At 44.6% G+C, this 19,716-nt stretch carries 22 protein-coding genes; 16 read left to right on the forward strand and 6 right to left on the reverse strand.

Translation table 11 applies throughout. The features are described 5' to 3' along the window. Positions 1–21: 21 nt before the first annotated feature. Positions 22–879, forward strand: coding sequence for an isocitrate lyase/PEP mutase family protein (locus AOB49_RS10510; protein WP_062310865.1), 858 nt, complete (start codon positions 22–24; stop codon positions 877–879). Positions 880–1,046: 167 nt separating this feature from the next. Here AOB49_RS10510 and AOB49_RS10515 read toward each other — a convergent pair whose 3' ends face one another. Then, complete coding sequence (locus AOB49_RS10515; RefSeq protein ID WP_062310867.1) at positions 1,047–2,273, reverse strand: CaiB/BaiF CoA transferase family protein; 1,227 nt, start codon at positions 2,271–2,273, stop codon at positions 1,047–1,049. 6 nt (positions 2,274–2,279) lie between these two features. Continuing rightward, positions 2,280–3,254 carry a Bug family tripartite tricarboxylate transporter substrate binding protein gene (locus AOB49_RS10520; RefSeq protein ID WP_062310869.1) on the reverse strand — a complete coding sequence of 325 codons (975 nt, stop codon included), beginning with the start codon at positions 3,252–3,254 and terminating at the stop codon, positions 2,280–2,282. 111 nt (positions 3,255–3,365) lie between these two features. Between AOB49_RS10520 and AOB49_RS10525 the strand changes: the two genes are divergently transcribed. Then, entirely contained in the window at positions 3,366–4,019 is a 654-nt protein-coding gene (locus AOB49_RS10525) for a TetR/AcrR family transcriptional regulator (protein WP_062310871.1), read from the forward strand. Then, on the forward strand, positions 4,012–5,010 hold the full coding sequence (acuI, locus tag AOB49_RS10530) for an acrylyl-CoA reductase (NADPH) (RefSeq protein ID WP_062310873.1): 999 nt from the start codon (positions 4,012–4,014) through the stop codon (positions 5,008–5,010). The genes AOB49_RS10525 and acuI overlap by 8 nt, the downstream gene beginning before the upstream one ends. 76 nt (positions 5,011–5,086) lie before the next feature. On the opposite strand, the gene AOB49_RS10535 is transcribed toward acuI, so the two are convergent. Then, complete coding sequence (locus AOB49_RS10535; protein ID WP_082784153.1) at positions 5,087–5,878, reverse strand: GntR family transcriptional regulator; 792 nt, start codon at positions 5,876–5,878, stop codon at positions 5,087–5,089. A 40-nt stretch (positions 5,879–5,918) separates the two neighbouring features. Here AOB49_RS10535 and AOB49_RS10540 point away from each other — a divergent pair, with 40 nt between their 5' ends. The 6 genes from AOB49_RS10540 to AOB49_RS10565 all read left to right on the forward strand — a co-directional run bounded on the left by AOB49_RS10540 (position 5,919) and on the right by AOB49_RS10565 (position 11,234). Next, the gene (locus tag AOB49_RS10540) at positions 5,919–6,878 is read left to right on the forward strand and encodes a Bug family tripartite tricarboxylate transporter substrate binding protein (protein WP_062310875.1); all 960 of its coding nucleotides are present in this window, start codon (positions 5,919–5,921) and stop codon (positions 6,876–6,878) included. Positions 6,879–6,880: 2 nt separating this feature from the next. Beyond that, a complete protein-coding gene (locus AOB49_RS10545; protein ID WP_062310878.1) occupies positions 6,881–8,047 on the forward strand; it encodes an enolase C-terminal domain-like protein in 1,167 nt (388 codons plus the stop codon). A 14-nt stretch (positions 8,048–8,061) separates the two neighbouring features. After that, complete coding sequence (locus tag AOB49_RS10550) at positions 8,062–8,904, forward strand: fumarate hydratase (RefSeq protein ID WP_062310879.1); 843 nt, start codon at positions 8,062–8,064, stop codon at positions 8,902–8,904. A 7-nt stretch (positions 8,905–8,911) separates the two neighbouring features. Further along, the gene (locus AOB49_RS10555; RefSeq protein ID WP_062310881.1) at positions 8,912–9,478 is read left to right on the forward strand and encodes a FumA C-terminus/TtdB family hydratase beta subunit; all 567 of its coding nucleotides are present in this window, start codon (positions 8,912–8,914) and stop codon (positions 9,476–9,478) included. Positions 9,479–9,596: 118 nt separating this feature from the next. After that, positions 9,597–10,295, forward strand: a complete 699-nt coding sequence (locus AOB49_RS10560) for a nitroreductase (protein WP_062310883.1) — start codon at positions 9,597–9,599, stop codon at positions 10,293–10,295. Between the two features lie 12 nt (positions 10,296–10,307). Further along, positions 10,308–11,234 carry a ketopantoate reductase family protein gene (locus tag AOB49_RS10565; RefSeq protein ID WP_062310885.1) on the forward strand — a complete coding sequence of 309 codons (927 nt, stop codon included), beginning with the start codon at positions 10,308–10,310 and terminating at the stop codon, positions 11,232–11,234. A 5-nt stretch (positions 11,235–11,239) separates the two neighbouring features. Here AOB49_RS10565 and AOB49_RS10570 read toward each other — a convergent pair whose 3' ends face one another. Next, the gene (locus tag AOB49_RS10570) at positions 11,240–11,494 is read right to left on the reverse strand and encodes a hypothetical protein (RefSeq protein WP_062310887.1); all 255 of its coding nucleotides are present in this window, start codon (positions 11,492–11,494) and stop codon (positions 11,240–11,242) included. Between the two features lie 67 nt (positions 11,495–11,561). Further along, positions 11,562–12,302 (reverse strand): GntR family transcriptional regulator, encoded by a 741-nt coding sequence (locus AOB49_RS10575; RefSeq protein WP_062310889.1) that lies wholly within the window; start codon positions 12,300–12,302, stop codon positions 11,562–11,564. A gap of 127 nt (positions 12,303–12,429) precedes the next feature. Between AOB49_RS10575 and AOB49_RS10580 the strand changes: the two genes are divergently transcribed. Genes AOB49_RS10580 through AOB49_RS10595 form a run of 4 tightly spaced genes read left to right on the forward strand, consistent with a single transcriptional unit; the run spans position 12,430 to position 16,136 of the window. Then, positions 12,430–12,861 carry a VOC family protein gene (locus AOB49_RS10580; protein ID WP_062310891.1) on the forward strand — a complete coding sequence of 144 codons (432 nt, stop codon included), beginning with the start codon at positions 12,430–12,432 and terminating at the stop codon, positions 12,859–12,861. A 28-nt stretch (positions 12,862–12,889) separates the two neighbouring features. Then, the gene (locus AOB49_RS10585; RefSeq protein WP_062310893.1) at positions 12,890–13,897 is read left to right on the forward strand and encodes a Bug family tripartite tricarboxylate transporter substrate binding protein; all 1,008 of its coding nucleotides are present in this window, start codon (positions 12,890–12,892) and stop codon (positions 13,895–13,897) included. A 10-nt stretch (positions 13,898–13,907) separates the two neighbouring features. Continuing rightward, positions 13,908–14,888: a Bug family tripartite tricarboxylate transporter substrate binding protein gene (locus AOB49_RS10590; RefSeq protein ID WP_082784161.1), complete on the forward strand. Its 981-nt coding sequence runs from the start codon at positions 13,908–13,910 to the stop codon at positions 14,886–14,888. Between the two features lie 39 nt (positions 14,889–14,927). After that, positions 14,928–16,136, forward strand: coding sequence for a CaiB/BaiF CoA transferase family protein (locus tag AOB49_RS10595; RefSeq protein WP_062310897.1), 1,209 nt, complete (start codon positions 14,928–14,930; stop codon positions 16,134–16,136). Here AOB49_RS10595 and AOB49_RS10600 read toward each other — a convergent pair. After that, a complete protein-coding gene (locus AOB49_RS10600; protein ID WP_062310899.1) occupies positions 16,133–17,062 on the reverse strand; it encodes a LysR family transcriptional regulator in 930 nt (309 codons plus the stop codon). The two genes, AOB49_RS10595 and AOB49_RS10600, sit on opposite strands and share 4 nt — an antisense overlap. A gap of 112 nt (positions 17,063–17,174) precedes the next feature. Here AOB49_RS10600 and AOB49_RS10605 point away from each other — a divergent pair, with 112 nt between their 5' ends. From AOB49_RS10605 to AOB49_RS10615, 3 genes are read left to right on the forward strand one after another with little or no spacing between them, the layout of a single operon-like run. Next, positions 17,175–18,371 (forward strand): CaiB/BaiF CoA transferase family protein, encoded by a 1,197-nt coding sequence (locus AOB49_RS10605; RefSeq protein WP_062310901.1) that lies wholly within the window; start codon positions 17,175–17,177, stop codon positions 18,369–18,371. 11 nt (positions 18,372–18,382) lie between these two features. Continuing rightward, positions 18,383–19,318 (forward strand): hydroxymethylglutaryl-CoA lyase, encoded by a 936-nt coding sequence (locus tag AOB49_RS10610; RefSeq protein ID WP_062310903.1) that lies wholly within the window; start codon positions 18,383–18,385, stop codon positions 19,316–19,318. Then, positions 19,315–19,707, forward strand: coding sequence for a VOC family protein (locus AOB49_RS10615; RefSeq protein WP_062310905.1), 393 nt, complete (start codon positions 19,315–19,317; stop codon positions 19,705–19,707). The genes AOB49_RS10610 and AOB49_RS10615 overlap by 4 nt, the downstream gene beginning before the upstream one ends. Positions 19,708–19,716 lie beyond the last annotated feature (9 nt).

Genomic DNA, 19,716 nt, shown 5'->3' on the forward strand with positions numbered 1-19,716 from the left:
GTGGAACAAAAAAGATAAAAAATGAAAAAGCAGAGCTTGAAACAAGTGATTACTAGCGGTGACATGATTGTGGCGCCAGGTATTTATGACATGATCTCTGCGCTTATTGCTGATCAGATGGGATTTGGCGCTTTATATGTTACTGGGTATGGAACTGTTGCATCTTATATGGGAATCCCGGATGCGGGGCTGGCAACCTACACGGATATGCTTAATCGTATTTCAAGATTTTCAGAATTAACTACGACGCCTATTATTGCTGATGCTGATACAGGCTATGGTGGACTATTAAATGTTGCCAATACAGTTAAGGGTTACGAAAAAGCAGGTATCGCCGCAATTCAATTAGAGGATCAAGAGTTCCCAAAAAAATGTGGTCACACTCCCGGGCGAAAAGTAATTCCAGCTGAAGATATGGTTCAGAAAATTCAGGTTGCATGTGACTCGCGAAAGAGTGATGAGTTCTTGATAGTGGCTAGAACGGATGCGCGCTCGAGTTTGGGTATTGATGAGGCTATTGAGCGGGCGCAGCTTTATGCGGATGCCGGTGCGGACATTATTTTTGTTGAATCACCAGAATCGGAAGAGGAGATGAAAAAGATTTGCGATAGCGTGAATAAGCCAACATTGGCTAATTTAGTGCCTGGCGGGAGAACGCCTATGCTGCCTGCTCGTCAATTGCAAGAGATCGGTTATGCCATTGCAATTCACCCTGTTACAGGATTTTTAGCGGCTGCTCGTTCTTTGGAAAAATCGTACTCTTGCTTGAGGGAGGGTGGAGACTTGGACAAATCTCTTGATCTTTATCCTTTTGCAAAATTTAATGAATTGATTGGTTTTCCAGAGATTTGGGATTTTGATAAGCGATATGCCAAATAGAATGTAAGAGGAGCGGTAAGTCTATTCCCAGATTATTGGTTGCCTTAGGCATTAGCGGATTTATTTGCTGGTAATTAGTGAGTTAGCGGAGCTATGGTGCGATGCTGTAGATGAAAAGGGTGGTTAGAATATTATTTTTTTGAAAATATAAACATATTTTCAGATCACTATTTCAGAATATTTGCATCTAACATCTTGCTGATTTGGAGCTCACTCAGGCCGATGTTTTTAAGAATTTCTATAGTGTGTTCGCCTAGTCTTGGGCTAGGGGCATTATTTATTTGAGACCCATCATCCAAAGTAAAGCCTAGCCCTGCGGTTTTAATGGTTTTATTAGTCTGCTTAAATGTATGCAGCGGAATAGAGACCTTATCATTTGTGGAAAGTTCGTCTAAGAATTCAGCTAGAGTGCGAACCTTGGCGGCAGGTACGCCGATTGCATTCAATTGTTCTTCGAGGTTGGTGGCAGATTTACTTAGGAGAGCATCCTGAATTTTTTTCTTAACTAAGGCGGGATCTTTTGCGACAACAAATCCACCATTTTTTGCATTAAAGGCATTTAGATCTATTAGTTCAGCATCATTGCAGATGGCATCTAAATTTAATAGATGCATCATTTTTTTAAATTGAGTTGGGGTATTCGCTGCAGTGGAAATCCAGCCATCATCACATTTAAATGCATCAGATGCAGGGCTTCCGCTATACCCTTTGTTGCCTAAGCGCTTTGACACTTTCTTATCGGTGAGATAGTCGGTTGTGTATGGGTACATCAGCATCAATGCTGCTTGTATGAGCGAGGTCTCTATGTATTGACCAACCCCTTGAGTGGATTGGCGATAGATTGCAGAGGTGATGGAAAGGGCGCCAAGCATCCCTACGGCAACATCAATGACAGGGAAGCCAACCTTAGTTGGGTCGGTGTCATTTTCAGGTCCGGACATCATCATCATCCCGGTAAGGGCCTGTATGACTTGATCGTATCCACCTCTGGTTGCCCACTGTCCTTTTTGACCATATCCTGAGATGGAGCAATAGACAATTTTTGGATTAATTTTTTTAATGGACTCATAATCGAGGCCATACTTTTTTACAATGCCAGGGCGAAAATTTTCAATAAAGACATTGGCATTTTGCGCCAAGGCTCGAATCGCTTCAGCACCCTCTGGTGTTCGGATATCAATTGCTAAGGACTTTTTGCCAGCATTGAATGCCGAAAATCCTGTAGGAGTATCAGTTGTTGGATTTTCTGTATTGGCACGCAATACATCGCCTGAACCGGGCTTTTCTATCTTGATGACATCCGCTCCAAGTTGAGCCAAGAAGTAGGATGCCAATGGTCCAGCGATGACATGAGACATGTCAATTATGCGGACTCCCTGTAGTGATGCCGTCATATTGGATTACTCTGCGCTAATGCCAGTTAAGCGAATAATTTCAGCCCATTTTTTATTTTCGCTATTCATATAACTGGCAAATGCTTGTGGGCTTTGGCTGGGGGTAACAATATTTCCAGCGTCTTCATAAGCTGTTTTTAAAGCCGGAGTAGCAAGGGCTTTAGAGATTCCTTGGAACAAGATATTGATTCGCTCTGCAGGAGTTTTGATGGGGGCCCACATACCAAACCAAGACTCCTGAATGGTGAGCTCATTTTTCATGATTTCATTTAGGGTAGGTACATCAGGCAATTGCGCTAGGCGATTTTTACTTGTCACGGCTAAGGCGCGTAACTTTCCGCCCTTGACCAAGGGAACACCTGTGCCTGCAATTGGAAAGGCAAATTGTGTATCTCCACGCAGGAGTGAGGCTGCAATTTCAACAGACCCCTTTAAAGGGATGTGTGTAATTTTGAGATTATTTAGGGCTACAAACGTTGCTCCCGCGATATGGGCTGAGGTGCCAATGCCTCCCGAGCTGTAATTCATAGTTCCAGGATTTGCTTTTGCTGCGGCAATAATATCCTCAATCTTCTTGTATGGGGAGTCATTTGAGACGACCATTACAGTGGGTGATGAGTACATATTACTAATGGGGATGAACTCGCTTAATGGGTTGATTGAGAGTTCTGGCTTCATGATTTTTTGGATCAACTGAATATTCGAGCCAAGCAGTAAGGTGTATCCATCAGGCGCTGATTGAGCGACAAACTGGGTGGCTAATACCCCTCCGGCACCTACTTTATTTTCAACAATGATCGGCTGCTTTAGGGCTTCACCTAAATAAGGTGCAACTTGTCGGAGCTGAACATCAGGGCCACCTCCGGCAGCGTAGGCGGAGATGGTTTTGATGGGTTTGTCAGGATAGCCTGCTTGAGAGAAGGCCTCAAGCGGCGACAGGCTAATCAACGGCACCATTCTTAAGAAATTTCTGCGATCCATATAGTCTCCTCCACCGATTTTTTATGTTTGGATATTCTCTTTATAAACAATAGTTGACCGTTCGTCTAGTGTATATTACATTCTTATCAAATCCGTTCAATGGAGAAGTGGGTGACTGCTCAATTACTAGACCCAAAAGAGACTCTCAGTAAAAAGGGGGGCAAACGCCAAATGTTGATTGACATTGGCACGGCCATCTTCACTCAAAAGGGATTTAGTAGTACGAGTCTGGATGACATTGTGATGGCCGCCGATATTCCGAAGGGTTCGTTTTATTACTATTTCAAAGGTAAAGAAGACTTTGCAATTGAGGTGATAAAAAACTATGGACGCTATTTCTCAAGGAAGTTGGAGCGCGTACTTGAAGACCCAAGTAAAAGTCCTTTGGGACGATTGAAGGCGTTTTGCGAGGAAGCTACAAAGGGAGTAACACGATTTGAGTTTAAGCGAGGCTGCCTCATTGGCAACTTGGGTCAAGAGATGGCGAGCCTGGAAGAAAGCTTCCGATTAGAACTCTTCGACGTAATTTTTGATTGGCGTAAGCGTGTTGAGCTCTGTATTGAAGAGGCTAAGAAGCTTGGGGAGATTGAGACAAAAGTAAGTAGCAAGGAGTTATCTAAGTTTTTTTGGAGCGCTTGGGAGGGTGCTGTACTTTGTTCAAAGCTGGAAAAATCAGCTAACCCCTTAAAAATTGTGAGCGATCTTTTTATCAATGAATTATTAAAACCAACAATGACAAAAAATAGAAGGGGTGCTAATGTTTAAAGCGATCTACCTAACTAAAGCTGATGACGGCAAGACTGTCTCCCAGATTAAAGAGTTGCAGGACTCTGACTTGCCTGAATTTGAGTCAGGCGGCGTAACAATCGCAGTAAATCATTCCACTATTAACTACAAAGATGGGTTAGCTATTACGGGCAAGTCACCCGTTGTCCGAAAGTTCCCTATGGTGCCCGGGATCGATTTCTGCGGGAGTGTGACCCAGAGCGATCATCCTGCTTGGAAGGTGGGTGATGAAGTCATTTTGAATGGTTGGGGTGTGGGTGAGTCTCATTGGGGTGGCTTGTCTCAAATGGCTCGAGTGTCTGGCGACTGGCTGGTGACAAAACCCAAGTCATTATCTTCTCAGGACTGCATGTCAATTGGCACTGCTGGTTACACAGCTATGCTTTGTGTACTGGCTTTGGAGCGTAATGGCGTTAATCCAAATAGTGGAGAAATTTTAGTCACTGGCGCATCTGGTGGTGTGGGATCATTTGCTATCTCCATTCTTTCGACCTTGGGCTATCACGTAGTTGCATCTACGGGCAAGGTGAGCGAGCAATCTTATTTAATGGGCTTAGGTGCAAAAGAAGTGATGGATCGTGAGATTCTCTCGGCTGCAGGTAAGCCTTTACAAAAAGAGCGTTGGGCTGGCGTGGTAGATACTGTTGGGTCCCACACTTTAGCGAATGCCTGCGCTTCTTCGAAATACGGCGGTACTGTTACAGCTTGCGGTTTGGCGGGCGGCATGGATCTGCCTTTGACTGTGGCTCCATTTATTTTGCGTGGCGTTAGCTTGATTGGGGTCGATAGTGTGATGGCATCTAAGCAGGTGAGGGAGAATGCATGGAATCGTCTTGCTCGAGACTTGAAGCCATCAGTGATTGCTGAAGTTGCAAAAGTTGTGGGTTTGCAAGAAGCTATTACTGCTGGCAATGAAATTTTGTCCGGCGCTATTCGTGGACGGGTTGTGGTTGATGTGAATAAGCCGTAACTGAATTGCTCAGTCTCGCTAAAAACCCCACCATTATTGGTGGGTTTTTTATTCCTATCAAACTGATGATCTCTATTTAGATTGCAACATCTCTTCTCAGCTTGCTAATAACGGTATGTCGATCTGCAGGGCACACAGTAATCGTGATTTCAAATACATCATTTGAGCTATCGATATAAGTGCGGATAATTTTGAGTCCAGGGGCATTCTCTTTGGACTTTAAGACTACGGCTTGGGATTTGTTTAGAGCAACCCCAATAACCTCTTGTTTAATTTCCGCTATTGAAATGCCATATTTTTTTTCAATGAGGTTACTAATAAGTGTACGCGGATTTTTTTTAACGAGATTGGCGACTTCTTTATATTTGGCGTCGACATAATTATCAGTAATGCTTAGCGGTAATTTTGATTTTGAATCGACATACCTTAAATAGCTCAGCTGAATCCAATCTTTTCGGCCGCTGTATTTCAGCTCCGCCGCTAATTTCTTACTTGCCGACACCTTTTGTAGCGATAAGAATGTTCGCTCATAGGTTTCGCTAAATGCAATAAGGTCTTCGATAGAGCCAATAGTTTGTTTGTAGTTTTTTTGAGGGGAGGAGGCTTCAACCTTGGTGCCAACCCCTTTTTTTCTTGAGATTAATCCAAGAGCTTGCAGTTCAGCAATGGCAGCTCGGATGGTATGCCGGCTAGCGGAGTAGATCTCAGAGAGCTCGAGCTCTGTTGGCAAAAGAGATCCAACGGGATAGCGCCCCGCTGAGATCGCGTGCTTTAGTTTCTGAGCTAGTTGGACGTAAAGCGCCTGCTTCATGTTTAAAAATTCTTGACTATAAGTACGGACATAGTACACTTTTGTATGTACGGACATATGACATAATGATTCATCAAATAATGCCTTGGAGACGGAGATGAAAAAAAGAATTACTTCATTAGTGTTGCTGCTAGTTTTGTGTATTGGGGTTGCGCATGCTTACCCAACGGGGCCGGTCACCATTGTGGTGCCTTTCCCAGCGGGTCAAACCGGTGACATTATTGCTAGAACCTTAGCGGTTGAGCTTGCAAAAAAATATGGCAAGCCATTTGTGATTGATAACCGTCCCGGTGCTGGCGGTCAGATCGGTACAACTTATGCGGCTAGGGCGAAAAATGATGGATCTGTTTTGTTAATGACCTCTTCAGGACCATTTGCAATTGCGCCAGTCCTGTATCCGGGAACGCTTCCTTATCAGCCCTTGCGAGATTTTTCAGTAATCGTTGAGGCGGCTACTACCCCGCAGATTTTGGCTGTCAGTAATGATTCTGGCATTAAAAATGTGGATGAGCTAGTCAAGGCTGCTAAGGCAAAAGAAATTACTTATGCATCTGCTGGAAATGGTTCAACTCAGCATTTATCTATGGAGCTTTTGAAGCAGCAGCTGGGTATTCAGATGTTGCACATTCCATTTAAGGGTAGTTCTGAATCAAAGACTCAAGTGATGAGTGGACTTATTCCTGTCACATCGGATTCTTTACCAGCGATCCTTCCGCAAATTAAGGCGGGGCAATTGCGCGCTATTGCAGTATTGGATACCGTGCGCTCCCCTTACCTCCCAGGCGTGCCTACCTTGGCGGAGCAGGGCTTCCCCAAATTCACTACTCTTGCATTCTTTGGTTTAGTTGCCCCTAAGGGAACGCCAACAGCGGTGATTGACTCTTTAAATAAAGCGGTTAATGAGATTATTAAAACACCGGCCATACAGGAAAAATATAAAGAGCTGGCATTAACCCCGCCAATTGAAAAAACACCCGAACAATTTAATCATTATTTGGCATCAGAGATGGCGAAGTGGGCGAAGGTTGCAGCCTTAGCAAATGCGAAGGGTGATTAGTAGTGAAAATACTGAAGGTTGTCGAGACGCCAGTTAAGTTAGAGGGAAATATTTCTAATGCGTTAGTAAATTTTTCAAGCCATACCGTCTCTGCGCTTGCGATCATTACCGATCAAGTGCGCCATGGCAAGCCGGTCATTGGGTTGGCATTTAATTCAATAGGCCGTTTTGATCAAAGCGGAATCATTCGCTCTCGAATGATTCCAAGGTTAATGCAGGCCACTCCAGATTCGCTATTGGATTCGACCGGCCAGCGCTTTAGTCCTGAAAACGTGCTGTCATGTATTTTGAAGAATGAAAAGCCTGGGGGTCATGGCGATAGAGCTCAGGCAGCCAGCGCGATTGAGCTTGCGATTTGGGAAATTAATGCACGTCTTGATGACGAGCCTGTTAGTCAAACGATTGCCAAATATTTTGATCGAGGCGCTCGCGAGGAATCTGTTGCAGTCTATGCTGCTGGTGGTTATTACTATGATGGTGAGAATGATTCGGCTTTGCGGAATGAAATAGCCAGATATCAAGACGCCGGATTTACTAAATTTAAGATGAAAATTGGTGGCGCAGATTTGAAGCGTGATATGCAGCGTATTGAGGCTGCAATTGAGGTTGCTGGTTCTGGGCAGAATTTGGCAGTTGATGCCAACGGTCGTTTTAGTTTGAATGACGCATTGGCTTATGCCAGTGCAATGCAAAAATATAAACTATGGTGGTTTGAAGAGGCGGGCGATCCGCTTGATTTTGAATTAAATGCCGCGCTTTCAAAAGGGTACTCCGGAGCATTGGCTACCGGTGAGAATTTATTCTCGCATCAGGATGTAAAAAATCTCGTCTTATTTGGTGGGGCTCGTCCAGATCGAGATATTTTTCAAATGGATCCCGGATTAAGTTATGGCGTAAGTGAATACGTCAAGATGATTGATGAGTTAGAGACCCGAGGATTTGACCGACGATTTGCTTATCCCCATGGGGGTCAACTGATGGGGTTGCACGTGGTTTCTGGCTTAGGTCTTGGGGGTTGTGAAACTTATCCCAATATTTTTCAGCCCATGGGTGGCTTTGGCGATGATATGGAGATTAATGAAGGTCGCGTAAGCATGCCAAGTAACCCGGGATTTGGATTTGAAAGCAAATCCAATTTGATTCATGAATTTGTAAAGTTATTGTCTTAAGTTAAGGAAAGAATATGCGTGAAATCCACGTTGATGAAATCATCAATACCGTTGCTAAGTTATGTATTGATGCCTGCCATGAATTGCCAAGAACGGTAGTCAAAGCATTTCATGATGCCGCCGAAAAAGAAACCTCACCTTTTGGTAAGTCAGTTTTATTCAAGCTGATCGAGAATGACAAGATTGCTCGAGAGAATAATGTTTCATATTGTCACGATACAGGCTTGACCATTGTTTATGTGGATGTAGGGCAGGATGTGCATATTGTGGGGGGCGATTTCCAGGATGCGATTAATGCCGGAGTGCGTAAAGGATATGCGGATGGTTTTATGCGTAAATCTGTCGTGGGCGACCCCTTAAAGCGCGTCAATACCAATGACAACACTCCAGCTGTGATTCATACGGAAATAGTTCCGGGATCTACCATCAAATTTACCGTGTTACCCAAAGGTGGCGGTAGCGAAAACTGGAGCACGATGAAGTTTTTACTGCCTGGAGAAGGTGCTGAAGGGGTGAAAAAATTTGTAGTTGCTGCAATTGAGGCTGCGGGCGGGAGTGCTTGCCCTCCTCTGACGGTGGGGGTTGGGATTGGTGGAAGCTTCGATAAGGTGAGTGATATTGCCAAAAAGGCTATTACTCGAGAGATCGGTGATTACCATCCAGAGCCACATATTGCCCAGCTCGAAAAAGAATTGCTTGAAGAAATCAATAAAACGGGTATTGGACCTCAGGGTTATGGGGGGAATAGCACTGCGATATGGGTTGCCGTAGAAACATTTGCTTGTCATATCACCGCGCTTCCAGTAGCCGTCAATATTCAGTGCCATGCGGCACGTCGTCAAACTGCAGAAATTTAATATCACTATGGCAACTTATCATTTAACTACTCCTTTGACAGATGATGTCATCAAGCAACTCCACGTTGGCGATGAGGTATTTTTATCGGGCGTTATTTACATGGCTCGTGATGCAGCCCATAAGCGCTTTATTGATTTGGTAAACGAAGGAAAGCCGCTGCCGATTGATTTAACGGGGCAGGTTGTTTTTTACGGTGGGCCGGGCCCTACTAAGCCGGGACATGCTATTGGCGTAGTGGCTCCAACCTCATCATATCGAATGGACCCCTACGCCACTGTCTTGTTTGACATAGGCGTCAAGGCGGCAATTGGCAAAGGGAATCGTGGCTTGGCGATTCGAGAATCTTGTAAAAAGAATACGGCGGTAGGATTTTCTGCAATTGGCGGTATTTCAGCGACATTATTTGCTTGTATTAAAAGTGCTGAAATCGTCGCTTACGAGGACTTGAAAGCCGAGGCGGTACAAAAGCTAGTCATTGAGGATTTTCCTCTCTTTGTGACAAATGATGCTTATGGTCGCGATTTATATGAAGAGCAGGTTGCGGAATTTAAGACTAAGCTTACCCAGGGGTAGGTTTTTGTAATGGTTGTAGCAGTCGGATATGAGATGCCCCCGCTAGAAATACTGGGGGTATTTTTCTCTTTCGGGAATTGGGTCACAATATCGAGAGAAAACCTCAAAAGAGTCGAGTATGAAATCAATTGAAAGCGCAATCACTTCGCGAATGTCTGTGCGGGCATTTACTCATCAAGCCATTTCTCGAGAAGCGATTCTAAAGTTGTTAGCAATAGCAAGTAGGGCACCGTCAGGAACCAATACGCAACCCTGGAAAGTCTATGTTCTTGAGGGTCAGGTGCGTCAGGATCTATGTCAAAAAGTGTGTGCGGCGTACGATAGCATCGCGCTAAATCCAGAGTTAGCTAAGGAGTACCAGCCGGGCTATTCCTATTACCCTAGTCAATGGTTTAGTCCTTATATCGATAGACGTCGTGAAAATGGCTGGGGTCTGTATGGTTTATTGGGCATCACCAAGGGTGACAAAGAAAAAATGCATGCTCAGCATCGTAAAAACTTTGAGTTTTTTGGTGCTCCAGTCGGTTTATTTTTCACCATAGACAAAGCTTTGGGAATGGGCTCAATGCTCGATTACGGCATGTTCTTGGAGAACTTGATGATCGCAGCGCGAGGTGAAAGTTTGGATACCTGCCCACAGGCGGCCTGGAATGATTACTCAAAAATTATTTTGCCGTTTATTGGTGCTGGAGATAATGAAATGTTGGTGTGCGGTATGGCTTTGGGTCATGCGGATAAGTCCAATATTGTGAATACCTTTCATACGCCTCGGGTTTCTCCAGCAGAGTTCACCACTTGGGTTGGCGATGCTTCGTAAGGTCGCTTATTAATGGGATTTCGCAAGATCTATGTGTTGGGCGCGGGGGCTGTGGGCTGCTATTTTGGCGGCATGTTGGCGCGTGCCCATCACGATGTCACTTTGATTGCAAGACCAGACAGAGCTAAAGCAATTAATACATCTAGTTTGACAATGGATTGCAAATCCTTTTGTGAGACTGTGCATGTGAATGCCAGTAGTGATATTTCATTATTGCGGGATGCTGATCTCGTGTTGTTAAGTGTAAAGTCTCCTGACACTAAAAAAGTGATTGAAGATATTGCGCCGATACTATCTCATCGGGCGGTAATACTGAGTTTGCAAAATGGCGTGGCGAACGTTGATATTGCCACTCAAATTATTCCTAATCCCATTTATCCTGCCGTGGTCTATGTTGCCTGTGGAATGGTTGGGGATACAGTAATGAAGCATCATGGAAGAGGTGAGCTGTTAGTTGGTTGCTTGAGTCAAGCAAACGTTCGGGATTTGGAAATTCTTGGTGAGCTATGCCAGCTATTTAAGTCGTCATCGGTTCCTTGTGACATTGCGCCACAGATTGATAGGGATATGTGGTTAAAGTTTCTGGTCAATTGCTCCTACAACGGAATATCAGGAATCGGCCAAATGTCATATGGGGAGATGGTGAAGATTCCTGAAGTAATGGCTTTGATTGAGGGGATTACAGCCGAGTTTTTAGCGATTGCCACCTGCAAGGGAATAAAAATTACCGCTGCAGAAGCTAAAGAAGCAAATGAATTGATTGCTAAGACGATGGCTACACAGATCTCTTCTACCGCACAAGATCTCGCAAAAAATAAACGTACTGAGATTGATTTTCTCAATGGTTATATTGTGGAGCTTGGAAGGCGCTATGGTATTCCAACCCCCTACAATGAGTCCATCTTTTCGATGGTAAGGATGCTCGAATTAAAGCAATAACTTCATTACTTGATGAATTGCCTTCTGATGAAATAGAACAGTGCGCCATAAAAGCAACCAATCAGAAATGTCGCACCAAGCAAGCCAAGAGCTAGTAGTGGATTAAAGACTTGAACCTGAAATGGTGAATTAAGCATGTGCAGCTTAAAGATAAAGTCCATCAAAGGCTGTGCCCAACCGATTGCAAGCAAAATCACCCAGAAAAAATGCAGGCTTGATAGGCAGATGCCACCAATAATGCTGGTACGTAACAGATTCATGTTAGACCCCTTTGCGTATGCTTTTATCTTAAACCAAAGCCTGGGGTTAGCGGCTTATTTCTTCTATTTACTCTTTTAAGCCCAGTTCATTCTGATACAGGCTGAGATTGGTATTGACATAGCGATTGCGGTATTCGATAAGCTCATCACCATAGGTGTAGGCAAATCTCGTGATTTTAAGGATAGCATCCGTTTTCTTTAATCCCAATTCTTCACGAACAAATTCAGGAACCTTAATTGCTTCTACATGCTCCTTAATTCTCACGACAGTTAAGCCAAATTGTGTTTGGTAGAGTGAATATATTGATCCTAATCTGTTCTCAAAACCTTTTTGAGTTAGTTTGGAAAATTTTTTATGGGGTAACCAAAGTCTGTCATACATCACCGGGTGCCCATTGATTAAGCGCAAGTTATCGATCATAAAAAATGAATCATTTTCATGAACATTGAAGATTTTTGAGAGCTCTTTAGTGCTTGCCACCTTTTTCAGGGCTAACAACTTCGGTTCAATTAGCATCTTGCTGTTACCGGATGGGTCGGCAAAGTTGAAGAAGGTGCTAAATTGGTTGTGCTGGTCATGTCTTGCGACGGTTGTGCCGATTCGAGCCCTCCTAAGTAAAACTTTCTCAGCTACAAGGTCTTCAACGGCTTTTCTAACTGTGCCAATGCTAACTGAGAACATTTTTGCCAACTCTGGCTCGGTAGGAATTTTGGCGCCAGGCACCCATTCACCACTACTCAGCTTGGCCAGCATCGCGCTTCTCACTGAGTTGTAGAGGGGTTGGTCAAATCTACCGCGCTTATTCATGCAAAACAGTCCTTTAGGGTGGGGTGCTCGTTTGATTTTAATTCAATGAAGTCCTTGACAATATATTAATCATATATATGATTAATATGAATGTGGCACATTTATCAATCTACCTAAGGAAGTAATCATGTCAAATTTAATTAAACACATAGCAATGCGCGTCTTGAATATCGATGAATCTAGGAAGTTTCATGAGACAGTATTTGGCTATAAGCATGTCAATACGGTATTGCGTAAGGGAAAGCATGGCGACCATATTTCTTGTCACATGACCGATGGTTATATGGATTTAACCTTAATTCACTATGAAACCCCTAATGCGGATGAGGCGGATTTTGCTGGTCCAGCACCTTGTATTCATCACATTGGTATGGAAGTTGAAGATCTGGATGCCTTCATTAAGGAGATTAAGGCCAATGGCGGGGAAATTTTGACGGAGCCAGGCCATTTGCCGGTAAAGTTTCGCTCCCCAGGAGGCCCTGTCGCAGAAGTGGTGCCAATGGAGCGTTGGGAAGCAAAGACCTTAAGTGCCGGCGTTCACGGGAAAGTGCTAGCTTAAGCTTTACTAATATATCGAAGGGGTCGAAATGGAAAAAATATTAAGGGGTCGACGCCACTTATTGTGGGCTGGGTTCGGAGCAATTAGCTCTACTTTTTTGGGCTCAGCAAATTTAGAGGCAAAGACTACCTGGCCAAATGGTAGGCCTATTCGAATTATTATTCCGGCTCAACCCGGGGGTGGCTTAGATCTCATTGCCCGAACTATGGCTGATAAGTTATCTCAGGCGATGGGAGTTTCTTTTATTGCCGAGAATATTGGGGGAGGAGGTGGCACGATTGCGAGTTTAACTACTGCACGTGCTGCACCTGATGGCCAAACTTTCATGATTGTCAATATCAGTACCCATGGCACTAATCCTGCTATTCGTAATTTGCCATACGACACCATGAAGGACTTCACCCACATTGCAATGGTTGGCGGCTCACCAAACGTTCTTGTTGTGGGGCCAGAGCTGAGTAAGGCAAATACTTTGGAAGCTTTATTTTCTGAGCTGAAAAGGCGCGGAAAGCCGGCCACTTATGGATCGGCAGGCCCTGGTACATCCTCTCATTTATTGGTGGAGGAGTTAAGTGTCGCCACGGGGATTCCATTTCTCCATGTGCCATATCGGGGAATTGGGCCTGCAATGGTCGATGTGATGGCTGGTAGAACCGACTTTGCCTTTCCTGGGCTCATTGCTGCCTTGCAATTTATTAAAGGTAATCGATTAAAGGCCCTTGCGGTGACCTCTCAAGCGAGAGTGCCGCAGATTCCCGCTGTGCCAACTTTTGCTGAATCTGGCATGCCGGAATTCTCTAGTTTGCAATGGTATGGAATTTCGGGTCCGGCTGGTATTCCAGGAGATATTGTTAACACATTAAATGCCCAAGTAAATCGCATCCTGAGGGATCCACAAGTTGTCTCTAAGTTTGAGGCAGAAACCTTAACGGTTATGCCAATGACGCCACAGCAATTTACTGCTTTTATTGATAGGGACGCATCTAAGTGGAAAAAAGTTGTGAAGGATAGAGGGATACAAGTTGATGGAGCTTAAATTTTCCTTTATGACATTCGCACTAAGTGCTATTCAAAAATTTGTATTGCTCGTATTCGTGACGTTTGGAATTAACGTAGTGCATGCGGAAAGCTATCCAGATAGACCGATTAAATTAATTGTTGGATATGCACCGGGTGGCACAGATTTAGTGGCTCGACTGGTAGGTCCTTACTTAGGGCGTGCCTTAGGGCAATCCATTGTGATTGAAAATAAACCTGGAGCTGGGGGTTCTGCTGCAGCCTCATTCGTAGCCAAATCAAAGCCAGATGGTTACACCTTATTAATTTCTAGCGCTAGTAGTGTGTCCATCTATCCCGCATTAAATGCAAAGGCAGATTATCGTCAAAGTCAATTTACCCCGATTTCTCAGTTAACAATTGCACCACTAGTTCTGGCTGTTAATAAAGATCTTGGAGTACGCTCTGTTCCAGAGTTGATTAAGTTGGCTAAAGCTAATCCTGGTAAATTAAATTACTCCAGTTCTGGCATTGGCTCTGGTCCTCACTTTGCCGGTGTTTTATTTAATGACGTAGCTGGCGTTCAGATGACCCATGTCCCATTTAGAAGTGGTTCACCGGCGGTAATTTCCGTTGTTGGTGGTGAATCTCAATTAACATTTGCAACAACGCCGACAGTGATGCAATTGATGCGATCTGGTCAGCTGATAGGGCTGGCAGTTACAAGTAAAGATGCTTCGCCCCTAGTGGATGGCTTGCCAGGAATGAAGGCTGCCGGCTTGCCTGGATATGAAATATTTCAGTGGAATGCGATTTTTGCACCGGCAGGCACGCCGCAAGAGGTGGTGACCAAGTTATATGCTGGAATAAAAACAGCAATGAGTAATCCCGCTGTAAAGCAGGCACTGGAATCAGAGGGAACCGAGGTGCACGTTTCAAACTCTCCAGAGGCATTCTCCCAATTCTTGAAGACTGATACTAAGTTCTGGGAGAGGTTGATTGCTTCAGGGGGTATTAAAGCTTTTGAGTAGTTTGTTTGTAGTTTTTTAATTTACCTAGAGATATAGCAAATGCAGGCATTTGATGGAATTAAAGTTCTTGATATAACACGAGTTTTGGCTGGACCTTATGCTTCCTATCAACTCGCGCTATTGGGTGCCGAGGTCATCAAGATCGAGCCAGTGACCAAGGGTGAGTCTACTCGTTGGCGCTCTGAGGGTGATGCGAAGCTTGGTGATATTGGAATGTCTCCATCCTTCTTGACCCAGGGTGCCAATAAAAGCTCTCTGACATTAAATTTAGATAGCAAGCAAGGCCAGGAGATTTTTCTAAAGCTAGCATCTACTGCTGACGTGATTGTTGAAAATCTGAGAACCGGTTCCATGGCCAAAAGAAATATTGGCTATGAAGATGTACGCAAGGTTAAGCCCGATATCATTTATTGCTCAATGACGGGTTATGGCCAAACCGGCCCAAAAGCCCGATATCCCGCTTACGATAGCGTGATACAAGCTGCTGCGGGATTTATGAGTATTACAGGTACGGTAGAGAGTGGTCCTTTAAAGTCAGGCCCTCCGGTGGTCGATTATGCGATGGGTATGGCTGGGGCGTATGCAATTTCTGCCGCTCTATTTCAGAGGTCGCGAAGTGGCTTGGGTCAGCATATTGATATTTCTATGTTTGATAGTTGTATGGCATTAATGTCTAGCATCCTGACGACCTATGTTAATACCGGCAATCCTCCTGGATTGCGGGGGAATGAAGCTCCTAGCCGCTCTCCAGCCTCCACGACTTTTCAAACGGCTGATGGACTGTTGGCCATTGCCATCAATGAGCAGCATCAATTCATTAATCTGATAAAAGCAATAGGGTTACAAGATCTTCTTGGGGATGAGCGGTTTAAGGATTCAGCAAGCAGAAGAAACCATACGCAAATTTTGCGCAATGCTATTCAGGAGGCTTTGCTGACTAAATCAGCCGCTTATTGGGAGCCTGTCATTAATCAGGCTGGAGTGCCGGCCGCTAAAGTACTCAGCATCCCTGAAGTGATGGAAACTGAGCAGACAAAAAATCGTGAATTTTTTGGTGTATTTTCTAAGAGTGAATGCGGTCTTGACCGAGATATTCGTTTGCCTAAAGCTGCTTTTCAATTCCAGTCCGATGGACCAAGGTTGCGTAAGCCGCCACCTCGAATTGGTGAGGATACGATCTCCATACTAACGGGATTAGGATACCCGATGGAGCTTATCGAGTCATATCAAGCCTTGGGTGTTGTTTAATTTTTCACTAATGATGTTGAGCACTGCTTGAGTAAGTGTTCACGCAGTAAATTGGCTGACGGCGAAAGATTTGCCCCAATCTTGATGGCTAGTAAAAGTTTTCTTTGTGCCCAGACATCTTTTAATTTGACCACTTCAAGATTCATTGCCTGGATTTGAGCTAAGCAAGCTTGAAGAGGCAATACGCCGATGCCTAAATTCACGGCGATCATTTGACACATAGCGTCATAGCTACGAACCTGAATACGTAAACGCATTTGCCTACCAAGCTTTTCCGCACTTCTAGAGGTGAGCTCTAGCAAAGAGCTTCCTCTGTTGAGGCCAACAAAGTCGTAATCCAAGCACTCTTCAAAGGTAATATTTTTCTTTTTGCTTAGTGGGTGGTACTTGCTACAGGCAATCACAAGCTCGTCATTGCCAATGATTTGTGTTTCTAAACCAGCAGTGGGTGAGCCTTCTGCAAATACGCCAATATCGGCAATGCCATCTAGCAGCGCTCTCACAATATCCCCGCTGATTTGTTCTTCAACTTCAATTTGAATTTCAGGATTTTCTTTTAAAAAAAGCGCTAGTGCCGATGGTAAAAATTCCGTGAGGGCGGACATGTTCGCCCAAAGCCGCGCATGACCTTTGACTCCCTTGGAGTATTCACCCAGTTCATTGCTAAATTGCTCAAATCCTTGAAATAGGCGAAGCGCATGCTGCATGACAGCGTGACCTGCCTGAGTGAGGCTTACGCCTCTGGCGGATCGATCCAAAAGACTGATTCCAACGGTTTCTTCAAGCTCTGAAATTCTTCTGCTGGCGGCCGATAGGGCGAGACTACATTCACTCGCACCTTTAGTGATGCTTCCTGTTTGGGCAACGGCGCAAAAGAGTTTTAGGGTGACAAAGTCGATTCGGGCAGGGTTAATTGAGGGATTCATGCCTTATATTCTATCGAAGCCTTCGCAAAATGAGAAGGCTTGGTAATGTCATAGCAATTCTCAAGGAGTCTGAAAAAGGGTAACTTTAGGAAAACTTATTTAAAGGAATCAAATGGAGCCGTTATCCAATCTAAAAGTCGTCGAGATGGGGCAGTTAATTGCAGGTCCATTTGCCGCGAAAACTCTGGCTGATTTTGGCGCAGATGTCATTAAGATTGAGCCCCCTAAAGTTGGCGATGCTCTGCGCAAATGGCGCCTACTAAAAGATGGCACTTCGGTTTGGTGGCAAGTGCAGTCCCGTAATAAGCGCTCCCTTTCTTTGGATTTAAAAGAGGCGGAAGCTCAAGAAATTGTGAAAACACTCATTTCTGAAGCGGACATACTTATTGAGAATTTTCGTCCTGGCACATTGGAGGGATGGGGGCTTGATCCCGAGCATCTCTTAGGGCTCAACCCCAAGCTGATTGTTTTAAGAATTAGTGGCTATGGTCAAACCGGCCCATATCGAGATAAGCCTGGCTTTGGTGTCGTAGCTGAAGCAATGGGAGGGTTGCGACATTTAACTGCGGAGCCTGGAAGAGTTCCGGTTCGCGTGGGTGTGAGTATTGGTGATACCCTAGCATCCCTTCATGGAGTCATTGGCATTTTATTGGCACTACAAGAGCGCCACCAGAGCGGTAAGGGTCAAGTCATTGATATCGCTTTGTATGAGGCAGTATTTAATTGCATGGAAAGTTTGCTCCCTGAATTTAGTGCTTTCGGAGAAGTTAGGCAGGCGGCTGGTAGTGCATTACCAGGGATTGCTCCAAGCAATGCGTATCTTTGCGCAGATGGAGGCTATGTATTGGTGGCCGGCAATGGGGATAGTATCTTCAAGCGACTCATGGGAATGATTGGTCGCAAAGATTTAGCGAACGACCCGGAGCTTGCTAATAATGATGGTCGAGCAAGGCGAGTTGCTGAATTGGATCTGGCCATTGGTGAATGGGCGAAAACTATTACTACTGATGCTGCTCTAAAGTTATTGGATTCAGTTGCTGTGCCCGCAGGAAAAATATATACCGTTGCAGATATCGCAAATGACCCGCATTACAAAGCGCGCGGCAATATTCAAACAATTCAAATGCATGATGGCACTAGCTTAGATGTACCTGGCGTCATTCCAAAGCTTTCGCGAACTCCAGGCTCCATTAAGACCTTGGCACCTGATATTGGCGAGAATACTGACGATATCCTGCGTAGTATTGGCTTGACTGATGCGCAAGTGGCATCCTTAAAAGAGCGCGGTATTGCGTTTACTAAACAATAAATAAATTAATCATGACCAGAATATATTTTAATGATGTTGTAACGCGAGATGGCTTTCAGATTGAGCCTAACTTCATTCCGACAGATGATAAAGTCAAACTAATTGATGAGCTAAGTCAATGTGGGTTTGCAAAAATTGAGGTGACCTCATTTACGTCGCCCAAGGCAATTCCAATGCTGCGGGATGCTGAAGAGGTGATGGGGCGCATTAAGCGATTCCCTGGGGTTGAGTACACCGTCTTGGTACCAAATTTAAGAGGCGCAGAGCGCGCTTTTGAATCTAAGGCTGATGAGTTCAATCTAGTGATGTCAACTTCAGAAACCCATAATTTGGCCAATCTCAGAATGGGTAGAGAGAAAAGCTTTTCGGGTCTAGCTGAAGTAATTAGGTATGTTGACGGTAAAACTCCTATTAACGTTTCGCTATCAACTTGTTTTGGATGCCCCATGGAGGGAGATGTCCCTCAAGCGGTCGTGGAGGGTTTTGCACAGCGCTTTGCGGATCTCGGAGTGAGGGGTTTGACGATTTGTGACACGACTGGCATGGCCAATCCCATCCAGGTCGCAAAGATGGCGATTGCTTTGCAACAGAAATTTTCTGATTTGCAGTTAACTTTCCATTTTCATAACACCAGGGGAATGGGTTTGGCTAATGTGCTAGCTGCCGTGCAATCTGGCATTGTTCGATTTGATGGCTCCTTGGGCGGCTTGGGCGGCTGTCCTTACGCTCCCGGCGCTAGCGGAAATATTTCCAGTGAAGATGCTATTCATATGCTCGATGCTATGGGGTATGACACTGGAATAGATATTCCAAGGCTCATTGGTTTGGCGCGCGAATTACCCTTGATTGTCGGCCATGCTGTACCTGGGCAGGTTGCCAAAGCGGGTAGCACTTGTGACTTACATCCAGCTCCAGATTATGTGGCTCAATTAAGAGAGACATCATGATCGAGCGTTTAGATCATTTGGTTTTAACTACTAGCAATGAGTCGGCATGCATTGATTTTTATACTCGTGTTCTGGGGATGAAGTTAGATATTTTTATCGGCGGGACGCCGCCAGTTGAGCGCAAGGCATTTCAGTTTGGTATTCAGAAAATCAATCTCCATATTAAGGGGAAGGAGTTCGAGCCCAAGGCGGACATGCCAACCCCAGGCTCTCTTGACCTCTGTTTTATTGCTGATCGACCATTGGAAGAGGTGATTCATAAGCTAAAAGAAGTTAATTGGCCGATTATCGAAGGCCCTGTAGTCAGAACTGGCGCTGTTTCTAAAATTAATTCGGTATACGTCAGAGATCCCGATCAAAATTTGATTGAAATTAGCGAGCTGATTTAAAGGGTATTG

The organism is Polynucleobacter sinensis (assembly GCF_001595985.1).
GTDB classification, from domain to species: Bacteria; Pseudomonadota; Gammaproteobacteria; order Burkholderiales; family Burkholderiaceae; genus Polynucleobacter; species Polynucleobacter sinensis.